Annotated in this window: 12 protein-coding genes; 8 read left to right on the forward strand and 4 right to left on the reverse strand. The window is 69.5% G+C overall.

Features of this window, described 5'->3' with window-relative positions; translation table 11 throughout:
- Positions 1–273, reverse strand: a 273-nt coding sequence (locus tag RIN80_RS26535; RefSeq protein ID WP_375141625.1) for an SCO5717 family growth-regulating ATPase, incomplete at its 3' end; no start/stop codon positions are given.
- A 407-nt stretch (positions 274–680) separates the two neighbouring features.
- Complete coding sequence (locus tag RIN80_RS05645) at positions 681–977, reverse strand: DUF397 domain-containing protein (RefSeq protein WP_309094374.1); 297 nt, start codon at positions 975–977, stop codon at positions 681–683.
- Between the two features lie 269 nt (positions 978–1,246).
- Here RIN80_RS05645 and rpsO point away from each other — a divergent pair, with 269 nt between their 5' ends.
- From rpsO to RIN80_RS05670, 5 genes are all read left to right on the forward strand, one after another.
- A complete protein-coding gene (gene rpsO / locus RIN80_RS05650; protein WP_010042739.1) occupies positions 1,247–1,534 on the forward strand; it encodes a 30S ribosomal protein S15 in 288 nt (95 codons plus the stop codon).
- A 334-nt stretch (positions 1,535–1,868) separates the two neighbouring features.
- On the forward strand, positions 1,869–4,088 hold the full coding sequence (locus RIN80_RS05655) for a polyribonucleotide nucleotidyltransferase (protein ID WP_309094375.1): 2,220 nt from the start codon (positions 1,869–1,871) through the stop codon (positions 4,086–4,088).
- Positions 4,085–5,464: a pitrilysin family protein gene (locus RIN80_RS05660; protein WP_309094376.1), complete on the forward strand. Its 1,380-nt coding sequence runs from the start codon at positions 4,085–4,087 to the stop codon at positions 5,462–5,464. The genes RIN80_RS05655 and RIN80_RS05660 overlap by 4 nt, the downstream gene beginning before the upstream one ends.
- 28 nt (positions 5,465–5,492) lie before the next feature.
- A complete protein-coding gene (gene dapB, locus RIN80_RS05665) occupies positions 5,493–6,245 on the forward strand; it encodes a 4-hydroxy-tetrahydrodipicolinate reductase (protein ID WP_309094377.1) in 753 nt (250 codons plus the stop codon).
- Positions 6,246–6,258: 13 nt separating this feature from the next.
- Positions 6,259–6,714 (forward strand): hypothetical protein, encoded by a 456-nt coding sequence (locus RIN80_RS05670; RefSeq protein WP_309094378.1) that lies wholly within the window; start codon positions 6,259–6,261, stop codon positions 6,712–6,714.
- Between the two features lie 72 nt (positions 6,715–6,786).
- Here the strand turns inward: RIN80_RS05670 and RIN80_RS05675 are convergent, their stop codons facing one another.
- On the reverse strand, positions 6,787–7,341 hold the full coding sequence (locus RIN80_RS05675) for a hypothetical protein (protein ID WP_309094379.1): 555 nt from the start codon (positions 7,339–7,341) through the stop codon (positions 6,787–6,789).
- Between the two features lie 113 nt (positions 7,342–7,454).
- The gene (locus RIN80_RS05680) at positions 7,455–7,694 is read right to left on the reverse strand and encodes a hypothetical protein (protein WP_309094380.1); all 240 of its coding nucleotides are present in this window, start codon (positions 7,692–7,694) and stop codon (positions 7,455–7,457) included.
- Between the two features lie 158 nt (positions 7,695–7,852).
- Between RIN80_RS05680 and thyX the strand changes: the two genes are divergently transcribed.
- From thyX to RIN80_RS05695, 3 genes are all read left to right on the forward strand, one after another.
- Positions 7,853–8,593 carry an FAD-dependent thymidylate synthase gene (gene thyX, locus RIN80_RS05685; protein ID WP_309094381.1) on the forward strand — a complete coding sequence of 247 codons (741 nt, stop codon included), beginning with the start codon at positions 7,853–7,855 and terminating at the stop codon, positions 8,591–8,593.
- A 213-nt stretch (positions 8,594–8,806) separates the two neighbouring features.
- Complete coding sequence (dapA, locus tag RIN80_RS05690) at positions 8,807–9,706, forward strand: 4-hydroxy-tetrahydrodipicolinate synthase (RefSeq protein ID WP_309094382.1); 900 nt, start codon at positions 8,807–8,809, stop codon at positions 9,704–9,706.
- Positions 9,707–9,864: 158 nt separating this feature from the next.
- Positions 9,865–11,550 carry a ribonuclease J gene (locus RIN80_RS05695; protein ID WP_309094383.1) on the forward strand — a complete coding sequence of 562 codons (1,686 nt, stop codon included), beginning with the start codon at positions 9,865–9,867 and terminating at the stop codon, positions 11,548–11,550.
- The last annotated feature ends 157 nt before the right edge of the window (positions 11,551–11,707 follow it).

An 11,707-nucleotide genomic window follows, 5' to 3' on the forward strand; every position in this document is an offset into this window, starting at 1 on the left:
ACCCGCACCCCCACCGGCGGCAACGCCCCCACCCCCACCGGCGGCCCCCGAAACACTCGACTCCCCGGACGGCGCCCCGGAGTTCGACCCCGAACTCCCCGAGGCGTTCTGCGTGTACCAGGCGGGCGGCGCGTAGTCGATGGTGAACTCGCCCGTCACCTCTGCCGAGGACTCCGCGTCGGGCTGGTCATCGCCGGGTGTCGCCCAGCCCCCGCGGATCCCGTCCCGATCGCTGCTCACAGTGTTCCTCCTGGTGTGGTCGAGCACCCTCATGCCGTGCTGGGGCGACCCTTGCTTGTCGTCCGACGTCGTGTGAAGCCGTGCGAAGTCGTATGAGGCGTGTCGAGGTCGTCCGAGGCAGTCCGATCCACAAACTCCCCCGTGTTCCCCCTGGGGCACCGGCGCCCGCTCCACGGTTTCCGGCGCAGCGCCCCGTCCCAGCCTAATCACCACAAGCCCCGCCCCGGCAGGCCTGTCCACCCCCGAGCATCCGTCCGCCGCGTCACAACCTGCCCAGAAGGTGCCCCGAAGTGACGTACGCGGCACACACGTTGAGGAACAAAAAGGGACGACAGGCGTGAAGGGCCCGAACCCCCTCGCCCAAGCGTCGCCACCAACTCCCCACAACACGACGAGGGGCGGCCGTCCACCGGCTCGCCCCTCGTCGTGCGTTCCCGCGCCTACCGCCCGGCCGGGGACCCTCCGTCGCGCTGCCGCGGCTCCAGGTCGAACTCCCCGTCCCGCGCTCCCAGCACGAAGGCCCGCCACTCCGCCTCCGTGTACCGCAGCACCGTGTCCGGGTCGAGGGAGGACCGCATCGCGACGGCCCCCTCGGGCAGGTACGCGATCTCGACCCGCTCCTCGTGCTCCTCGGTGCCCGGCGCGCAGTGCCACTCCACACCGGAGATGTCGAGGGCGTAGAGCTCGTCCCGCTCCCGCTCCTTGCGTGCCTTGATCTCCTCAGCCGTCTCCGCCATGCCGCAGCGACCCCTTCCCGACGTACGAACGATCCCGAGCCCGCCCACCCTAGTGGCCCCCACCGCTCCGGCCGGGAGCTTCGGGGACCAGCGCAAAAAGGCCCCCGACCACCTGGTACTCTGGTCGACGGCCGTTTGTGTACGCACCCCCGGAACCAGCCGTTCTGGAGGCCGCGCCCAGCGGATCCCCGCCTTCCGAGTCACGGAAGCTCCCCCGAGAAGCAGACCGGGGGCACTCGGTGGCCATCGCAGACCAATGAGGAGTACGCGTGTCGCTCGACGCCGCTACGAAGAAGCAGATCATGTCCGAGTTCGGTACCAAGGAGGGCGACACCGGCTCCCCCGAGGTCCAGGTCGCTCTGCTGTCCCGTCGGATCTCCGACCTGACCGAGCACCTCAAGACCCACAAGCACGACCACCACTCCCGTCGTGGCCTGCTGATCCTGGTGGGTCAGCGTCGCCGTCTTCTCCAGTACCTGGCGAAGAAGGACATCCAGCGCTTCCGTGCGCTGGTCGACCGCCTCGGCATCCGCCGCGGTGCGGCGGGCGCCAAGTAAGACGCCGTGAAGGGAGCGGTTCCCGGCAGAATCGGGGCCGCTCCCTTTGCTGTACGCGCGCAACTGTACGTGCGGAGTGTCACCACCCCTTTGTAGTGTGGTAGCACAACGCACGACACAGCACGACGCAGGACGCACGACACCGCACGACAAGAGGAGACGGAGAGGCGCACCAAGCCGCCGCCGGTCCTCGGTAGTGGCCCCCGGGGAAGGAAAGCCCCGGGTGCTTCGATCGAAGACCGGCCCGCACAGCACGGCGCGCATCTCCGGAATGTCCCCCTGCCACACGGGCAGACGAGGGACGAAAGACGACAAGCAAACGGAGAGATCGCTAGTGGAGAACGAGACCCACTACGCCGAGGCCGTCATCGACAACGGCACCTTCGGCACCCGCACCATCCGCTTCGAGACGGGCCGCCTGGCCAAGCAGGCCGCCGGATCCGCCGTGGCGTACCTGGACGACGACACCATGGTGCTGTCGGCCACCACCGCGTCCAAGAACCCCAAGGACCAGCTCGACTTCTTCCCGCTCACGGTGGACGTCGAGGAGCGGATGTACGCCGCCGGCAAGATCCCCGGCAGCTTCTTCCGCCGTGAGGGCCGTCCCTCCGAGGACGCCATCCTCACCTGCCGCCTGATCGACCGCCCGCTGCGCCCGTCCTTCAAGAAGGGCCTGCGCAACGAGATCCAGGTCGTCGCCACGATCATGGCGCTCAACCCCGACCACCTGTACGACGTCGTGGCGATCAACGCCGCCTCCGCGTCCACGCAGCTGGCCGGCCTGCCCTTCTCCGGCCCGATCGGCGGCGTCCGCGTCGCGCTGATCAACGGCCAGTGGGTGGCCTTCCCGACGCACACCGAGCTCGAGGACGCCGTCTTCGACATGGTCGTCGCGGGCCGCACCCTGGAGGACGGCGACGTCGCGATCATGATGGTCGAGGCCGAGGCCACCGAGAAGACCATCCAGCTGGTCAAGGGCGGCGCCGAGGCCCCGACCGAGGAGGTCGTCGCCGCCGGTCTGGAAGCCGCGAAGCCCTTCATCAAGGTGCTCTGCAAGGCCCAGGCCGACCTCGCGTCGAAGGCCGCCAAGCCGACCGCCGAGTTCCCGATCTTCCTCGACTACCAGGACGACGTCCTGGAGGCGCTGACGGCCGCCGTCAAGCCCGAGCTCGCCCAGGCGCTCACCATCGCCGGCAAGCAGGAGCGCGAGGCCGAGCTGGACCGCGTCAAGCAGCTCGCCGCCGAGAAGCTCCTGCCGGAGTTCGAGGGCCGCGAGAAGGAGATCTCCGCCGCGTACCGCTCGCTCACCAAGCAGCTGGTCCGCGAGCGCGTGATCAAGGAGAAGAAGCGCATCGACGGCCGCGGTGTCACCGACATCCGCACGCTGGCCGCCGAGGTCGAGGCCATCCCGCGGGTCCACGGCTCCGCCGTGTTCGAGCGTGGCGAGACCCAGATCCTGGGCGTCACCACCCTGAACATGCTCCGCATGGAGCAGCAGCTGGACACGCTGTCGCCGGTGACGCGCAAGCGCTACATGCACAACTACAACTTCCCGCCGTACTCCACCGGTGAGACCGGCCGCGTCGGCTCCCCGAAGCGCCGCGAGATCGGCCACGGCGCCCTCGCCGAGCGCGCCCTGATCCCGGTCCTGCCGACGCGCGAGGAGTTCCCCTACGCGATCCGCCAGGTCTCCGAGGCGCTGAGCTCCAACGGCTCGACGTCCATGGGCTCGGTCTGCGCCTCCACCATGTCGCTGCTGAACGCCGGTGTGCCGCTGAAGGCCCCCGTCGCCGGTATCGCCATGGGCCTGATCTCCCAGGAGATCGAGGGCGAGACGCACTACGTCACCCTCACCGACATCCTCGGTGCGGAGGACGCCTTCGGCGACATGGACTTCAAGGTCGCCGGCACCAAGGAGTTCGTCACCGCCCTCCAGCTCGACACCAAGCTGGACGGCATCCCCGCCTCCGTCCTGGGCGCGGCCCTGAAGCAGGCCCGTGACGCCCGCCTCCACATCCTCGACGTGATGATGGAAGCGATCGACACCCCGGACGAGATGTCCCCGAACGCCCCGCGGATCATCACCGTCAAGATCCCCGTGGACAAGATCGGCGAGGTCATCGGCCCCAAGGGCAAGATGATCAACCAGATCCAGGAGGACACGGGCGCCGAGATCACGATCGAGGACGACGGCACGATCTACATCGGTGCCGCCGACGGTCCCGCCGCCGAGGCCGCCCGGGCCACGATCAACGGCATCGCCAACCCGACGATGCCCGAGGTCGGCGAGCGCTACCTGGGCACGGTCGTGAAGACGACCACCTTCGGCGCGTTCGTCTCGCTGCTCCCCGGCAAGGACGGTCTGCTGCACATCTCGCAGATCCGCAAGCTGGCCGGCGGCAAGCGCGTGGAGAACGTCGAGGACGTCCTCGGCGTGGGCGCCAAGGTCCAGGTCGAGATCGCCGAGATCGACTCCCGTGGCAAGCTCTCCCTGATCCCCGTGATCGAGGGCGAGGACGGCTCGGACGAGAAGAAGGACGACGCCGACCAGTGACGTCCCGTGGCTCGAAGGCGACGGCCCGCACCTCCTCGGAGGCGCGGGCCGTCGCCCGTACCCAAACCCTCATCAAGGGCGAGAACGGCATCGGCACGGTCCGCAAGACCACCCTCCCGGGCGGCCTGCGCATCGTCACCGAGACCCTGCCCTCGGTCCGCTCCGCGACCTTCGGCATCTGGGCACACGTCGGCTCCCGCGACGAGACCCCGGCGCTGAACGGCGCCACCCACTACCTGGAGCACCTGCTCTTCAAGGGCACCAACCGCAGGTCCGCCCTGGACATCTCCTCCGCCATCGACGCGGTCGGCGGCGAGATGAACGCGTTCACGGCGAAGGAGTACACGTGCTACTACGCACGCGTGCTCGACAGCGACCTGCCGCTCGCCATCGACGTCGTCTGCGACATGCTGACCGGCTCGCTCATCCTCGAAGAGGACGTCGACGTCGAGCGCGGCGCCATCCTCGAAGAGATCGCCATGACCGAGGACGACCCGGGCGACTGCGTGCACGACCTGTTCGCGCACACGATGTTCGGCGACAACCCCCTCGGCCGCCCGGTCCTCGGCACGGTCGACACGGTGAACGCCCTCACCGCCGACCGCATCCGCCGCTTCTACAAGAAGCACTACGACCCGACCCACCTGGTCGTCGCCTGCGCCGGCAACATCGACCACGCCAGGGTCGTCCGGCAGGTCCGCGCCGCCTTCGAGAAGGCCGGCGCCTTCAAGGACCTCACCGCCGAGCCCGTCGCCCCGCGCGGCGGCACCCGCGCCCTGCGCACGGCCGGCCGCGTCGAGCTGGTCGACCGCAAAACCGAGCAGGCCCACGTCGTGCTCGGCATGCCGGGCCTGTCCCGCACCGACGAACGCCGCTGGGCCCTCGGGGTGCTGAACACCGCCCTCGGCGGCGGCATGTCCTCCCGCCTCTTCCAGGAGGTCCGTGAGAAGCGCGGCCTGGCCTACAGCGTGTACTCGTACACCTCCGGCTTCGCCGACTGCGGCCTCTTCGGCGTCTACGCCGGCTGCCGGCCCTCCCAGGTGCACGACGTGCTGAAGATCTGCCGCGACGAACTCGACCACGTCGCCGAGCACGGCCTCACCGACGACGAGCTCGGACGTGCCATCGGCCAGCTCCAGGGCTCCACGGTCCTCGGCCTGGAGGACACCGGCGCGCTGATGAACCGTATCGGCAAGAGCGAGCTGTGCTGGGGCGAGCAGATGTCCGTCGACGACATGCTGTCCCGGATAGCGTCGGTCACCCCGGACGACGTCCGCGCGGTCGCCGGGGAGATCCTGGGGCGCAAGCCCTCCCTGGCGGTCATCGGCCCGCTGAAGGACAAACAGGCGGCCCGCCTGCACGACGCCGTCGCCTGACCAACCCCTGGTGAAAGAAGCACAAGAGATGAGCAAGCTGCGCGTGGCGGTCCTCGGCGCCAAGGGCCGGATCGGCTCCGAAGCCGTACGGGCCGTCGAGGCCGCCGAGGACATGGAGCTGGTCGCCGCCCTCGGCCGGGGCGACAAGCTGGAGACGCTGACCGAAGCCGGCGCCCAGGTCGCGGTCGAGCTGACCACGCCCGACTCGGTCATGGCCAACCTCGACTTCCTTGTCGGCCACGGCATCCACGCGGTCGTCGGCACGACCGGCTGGACCGAGGAGCGCCTCGCGCAGCTGAACGGCTGGCTGGCGAAGTCGCAGGGGACGGGCGTGCTCATCGCGCCGAACTTCTCCATCGGGGCCGTCCTCACCATGAAGTTCGCGCAGATGGCGGCCCCCTACTTCGAGTCCGTCGAGGTCGTCGAGCTGCACCACCCGAACAAGGTGGACGCCCCCTCCGGCACCGCCACGCGCACCGCTCAGCTCATCGCCGAGGCCCGCCGTGCCGCCGGTACCGCCCCGGCCCCCGACGCCACGGCCACCGCGCTCGACGGTGCCCGCGGCGCCGACGTCGACGGCGTCCCGGTCCACGCGGTCCGGCTGCGCGGACTCCTCGCCCACCAGGAGGTCCTGCTCGGCGGCGAGGGCGAGACCCTCACCGTCCGGCACGACTCGCTCCACCACAGCAGCTTCATGCCGGGCATCCTGCTCGGCGCCCGCCGCGTGGTGAGCACCCCGGGCCTGACGTTCGGCCTGGAACACTTCCTGGACCTGAACTGAGCCCCTGACCGTCATGCGCGCGAAGCTCACCTACGCCCTCACGGCCGCCGTCCTGGTCGTCTACTTCGTCCTGGTCGGCAGCCGCGGCGTCCTGCTCATCGAGACCGGCACGCCCCTCACCGTCACCTTCGGCGTGGCGGTGCTGATCCTGCCCGCCATCGGCCTGTGGTTCCTGTGGAAGAACACCCAGTTCGTCCGCAGGGCCAACGCCCTCGCCGCCGAACTCGACGCCGAGGGCGGTCTGCCCGTCGACGAGTTGAAGCGCACCCCCAGCGGGCGCATCGACCGGGACTCGGCCGACGAGGTCTTCGCCCGGCGCAAGGCCGAGACGGAGGCCGCCCCCGACGACTGGCGCACCTGGTTCCGCCTCGCCGTGGCCTACCACGACGCCCGCGACACCCCGCGCGCCCGCAAGGCGATGCAGCGCGCCATCGCCCTGCACGACGGCAGACAGCCCGAGAGGGCCTGAACACCGGCCTCCGTATGCCGATGGGGCCGGACCGTTTCCACGGTCCGGCCCCATCGGCATACCAGGAGAAGGTCAGTGCGGGCGGTACTCGTCCGCCCAGGCCTCCACCGAGTCGGCCGCCCGGTCGAAGGCCTCCGTACGGCCCAGGAAGTCCAGGTTGTGCGTGGACATCAGCGGTGGCACGCCGTGCGCCGCCCGCCCGTGCCGCTCCAGCAGCAGCGCCTGGCCCTGCACGGTCCGGGGCAACCCCAGCCAGCGCACCGGCTGCTGCACCGTGCGCACCGAGACCACCTGCTCCCAGGGCGACGTACGCGTCGTGAAGAAGACCACCTGACGCAGGCCGCGCGCGCTCACCCAGACGCCCACCCGCAGCAGCCGCAACGCCCCGGCGATGACGAGCAGCGCGAGGCCGAAGACCAGCCCGGCCGAGGCCGGTTCGGCCGTCGCCGCGATGACGACGGCCGCGAACAGCACGAACGAGGCGAGCAGCAGCGCGAGCGCCGCGGCCGCCACCCGCCAGGGCCCGGGCCGGTACGGCCGCCGCCACCGGTCACGGTCGTCGTAAGGAAGCGGAACGTCGTCCGCCGCCTCGAAAACGCGGTCGGCCGTCAGAAAGGGCAGGGGCACGGCGGGTCCTCACTCGATCCATGCGTGGGCTGTGCCCGGTGAGGCTACCGATCTGTGTCCCCGGTCACCACTGGCGGGGGGCCGGATGGAGTCACCGCCCGTCCGGGGGCGGTTCAGCGCCTCTCGGACGCCTGGGACTGCTGAGGCTGGCCGGCCGAGTGGTCGGGCGACAGCGCGGGCGTCCCGATGACCAGGGACCCCACGAGTCCCGCCACGATGGTGAGCCCCATGAGCCATCGGCCGGCCATCTGGCCGACGGACAGCCGCTCACGCGGTGGGGGAGTGACATTGCTGCGGAACCTGTCGGCCTCTGCGACGAAGGCGAACGGTACGGGTTCACGCCGACCGGACATCAGGGGTGCGTCTCCCTTCGAGGGTGGAACGGATCACTGTCATCTGTAAGGACGAACGAACTCCCTCGCAGGTGCCCTGTTTCACCAACTTCATCGCGACACGTCACTGAACGTAGAGTGGCGTCGCCAAGAGACGCGATGGGAAGGCCCTGCGAACCGTGACCGAGACCCCCGACGACGACTTCAAGATCGACTTGCGCAGCGATGTCACCGTTGAGCTGGTGAAACACAGCGCGGCCGACTCCGACGTGCTGTTCGCCGCCCGGGTTTCCACCCTGGGGGAGCAGTCCCTGGACGAGCTGAAGAAGGACCCCGAGCGCTCCAAGGGCCTGATCAACTACCTGATGCGGGACCGGCACGGCAGCCCCTTCGAGCACAACTCGATGACCTTCCTGATCAGCGCCCCGATCTTCGTCTTCCGTGAGTTCATGCGGCACCGGGTCGGCTGGTCGTACAACGAGGAGAGCGGCCGCTACCGCGAGCTCCAGCCGGTCTTCTACGTGCCGGACACCTCCCGGAAGCTGATCCAGCAGGGACGTCCGGGCAAGTACGAGTTCGTCGAGGGCACCCCCGAGCAGCACCGGCTGGTCGGCGAGGCCATGGAGGCCTCCTACCGCCAGGCCTACGAGAGGTACCAGCAGATGCTCGCCGCCGGCGTCGCCCGCGAGGTCGCCCGCGCGGTCCTCCCGGTCGGCCTCTACTCCTCGATGTACGCCACCTGCAACGCCCGCTCGCTGATGCACTTCCTCGGCCTGCGCACCCAGCACGAGCTGGCGAAGGTGCCGTCCTTCCCGCAGCGCGAGATCGAGATGGTCGGCGAGAAGATGGAGGCCGAGTGGGCCCGGCTCATGCCGCTCACGTACGCCGCCTTCAACGCCAACGGTCGTGTGGCGCCGTAACGCCGCCGCCGACTCCCCGGTCAGGCACAGATGTACGGTTCAGCCGTGCGAAGTGTCCGTATTGCGGCATTTCGCGAAGTTCATCTAGCCTGATCAAACGGGTCCGGCACTGCTTGAACCCCCGAGCAGGCAGTGCCGGGCTCCACCTTTGTCACGACCTGTCGCCTGCCCCTAGGGCAGACCCGCTCCTGAGCAACGAGTAGCGTGTAACCCATGGCTCCGACCTCGACTCCGCAGACCCCCTTCGGGCGGGTCCTCACCGCCATGGTCACGCCCTTCACGGCGGACGGCGCACTCGACCTCGACGGCGCGCAGCGGCTCGCCGCCCACCTGGTGGACGCAGGCAACGACGGCCTGGTCATCAACGGCACCACCGGCGAGTCCCCGACCACCAGCGACGCGGAGAAAGCGGATCTCGTACGGGCCGTCCTGGAAGCAGTCGGCGACCGCGCCCACGTCGTGGCCGGAGTCGGCACCAACGACACCCACCACAGCATCGAACTCGCCCGCGCGGCGGAGCGCACCGGCGCCCACGGCCTGCTCGTCGTGACGCCGTACTACAACAAGCCCCCGCAGGAGGGCCTCTACCGGCACTTCACGGCCGTCGCCGACGCCACCGGCCTGCCGGTCATGCTCTACGACATCCCCGGCCGCAGCGGCGTCCCGATCAACACCGAGACGCTCGTCCGCCTCGCCGAGCACCCGCGGATCGTCGCCAACAAGGACGCCAAGGGTGACCTCGGCCGCGCCAGCTGGGCCATCGCCCGCTCCGGCCTCGCCTGGTACTCCGGCGACGACATGCTGAACCTCCCCCTGCTCTCCGTCGGCGCGGTCGGCTTCGTCTCCGTCGTCGGCCACGTGGTCACCCCCGAACTGCGCGCCCTGGTCGAGGCGTACACCTCCGGCGACGTGCAGAAGGCCACCGAGATCCACCAGAAGCTGCTCCCCGTCTACACGGGCATGTTCCGCACCCAGGGCGTGATGACCACCAAGGCGGCGCTCGCCCTGAAGGGTCTGCCCTCCGGGCCCCTGCGCGCCCCCATGGTCGAGTGCGCGCCCGAGGAGATCGAGCAGCTCAAGATCGATCTTGCCGCCGGCGGGGTACAGCTCTGACATCAGACTTCGCGCGGCTCCCCGCGTATGTGCTTCACAACTGAATAGGCGGGGCCACCGGCGCCCGCACCACCCTTTCAACGACAACTGCTGTTGCACGAACGTCACGCGCGCCACGTGCCCAACCGGTACGTGGCGCGCGTGGTGAGGAGAGTCTTTTGAGTCATCCGCATCCCGAACTCAGCGCGCCCCCGCCGCTTGCCGAAGGCGCCCTGCGGGTCACCCCACTCGGCGGTCTCGGCGAGATCGGCCGCAACATGACGGTCTTCGAGTACGGCGGCCGTCTGCTGATCGTCGACTGCGGAGTGCTCTTCCCCGAGGAGGAGCAGCCCGGAATCGACCTGATCCTGCCGGACTTCTCGTCCATCAGGGACCGCCTCGACGACATCGAGGGCATCGTCCTCACGCACGGCCACGAGGACCACATCGGCGGCGTCCCCTATCTCCTGCGCGAGAAGCCCGACATCCCGCTGATCGGCTCCAAGCTGACCCTCGCCCTCATCGAGGCCAAGCTCCAAGAGCACCGCATCCGTCCCTACACCCTTGAGGTGGTGGAGGGGCACCGCGAGCGCATCGGCCCCTTCGACTGCGAGTTCGTCGCCGTCAACCACTCCATCCCGGACGCCCTGGCCGTGGCCATCCGCACCCCCGCGGGCATGGTGGTCCACACCGGCGACTTCAAGATGGACCAGCTCCCGCTGGACAGTCGTCTCACGGACCTCCACGCCTTCGCACGCCTGAGCGAGGAGGGCATCGACCTCCTCCTGTCGGACTCGACGAACGCCGAGGTTCCGGGGTTCGTCCCGCCCGAGCGGGAGATCTCCAACGTCCTGCGGCAGGTATTCGCCGGCGCCCGCAAGCGCATCATCGTCGCGAGCTTCGCCAGCCATGTGCACCGCATCCAGCAGATCCTGGACGCGGCCCACGAGTACGGCCGCCGGGTCGCCTTCGTCGGCCGGTCCATGGTCCGCAACATGGGCATCGCCCGGGACCTCGGCTACCTGAAGGTCCCGCCGGGGCTGGTGGTGGACGTCAAGACGCTCGACGACCTCCCGGACAGCGAGGTGGTCCTGGTCTGCACGGGCTCCCAGGGCGAACCGATGGCGGCCCTGTCCCGCATGGCCAACCGCGACCACCAGATCCGCATCGTCCAGGGCGACACGGTGATCCTGGCGTCGTCCCTCATCCCCGGCAACGAGAACGCGGTCTACCGCGTGATCAACGGCCTGACCCGCTGGGGCGCCAACGTCATCCACAAGGGCAACGCCAAGGTCCACGTCTCCGGCCACGCATCGGCCGGCGAGCTGCTGTACTTCTACAACATCTGCCGCCCGAGGAACCTCATGCCGGTGCACGGCGAATGGCGCCACCTGCGCGCCAACGCCGAGCTGGGCGCTCTGACCGGCGTCCCGCACGACCGCATCGTCATCGCCGAGGACGGCGTCGCCGTCGACCTCGTCGAGGGCAAGGCCAAGATCTCCGGCAAGGTCCAGGCGGGCTACGTCTACGTCGACGGCCTCTCGGTCGGTGACGTCGGCGAGCCGGCCCTGAAGGACCGGAAGATCCTGGGCGACGAGGGCATCATCTCGGTGTTCGTGGTCATCGACTCGTCCACCGGGAAGATCACCGGCGGCCCGCACGTCCAGGCCCGCGGCTCCGGCATCGAGGACTCCGCCTTCGGCGATGTGATCCCCCGGATCACCGAGGTACTCGAACGCTCCGCGCAGGACGGCGTGGTCGAACCCCATCAGCTGCAGCAGCTCATCCGCCGCACGCTGGGCAAGTGGGTCTCGGACACATACCGGCGCCGGCCGATGATCCTGCCCGTGGTGGTGGAGGTCTGACGGTCTGTCCGGTCTGAGCCAGTGCCAACTGGGAGCGGGGCGCCTCGATTTGCATCGGGGCGCCCCGCTCCAGTAGGTTTACAACTCCTCCCGACGGGGCACCCGGGCCAACTCAGGCACCGGGGACATGTCCGGCCGGGCGGGAAATCCGACTCAG

It is taken from the genome of Streptomyces sp., from assembly GCF_031181705.1.
Taxonomy (GTDB): Bacteria; Actinomycetota; Actinomycetes; order Streptomycetales; family Streptomycetaceae; genus Streptomyces.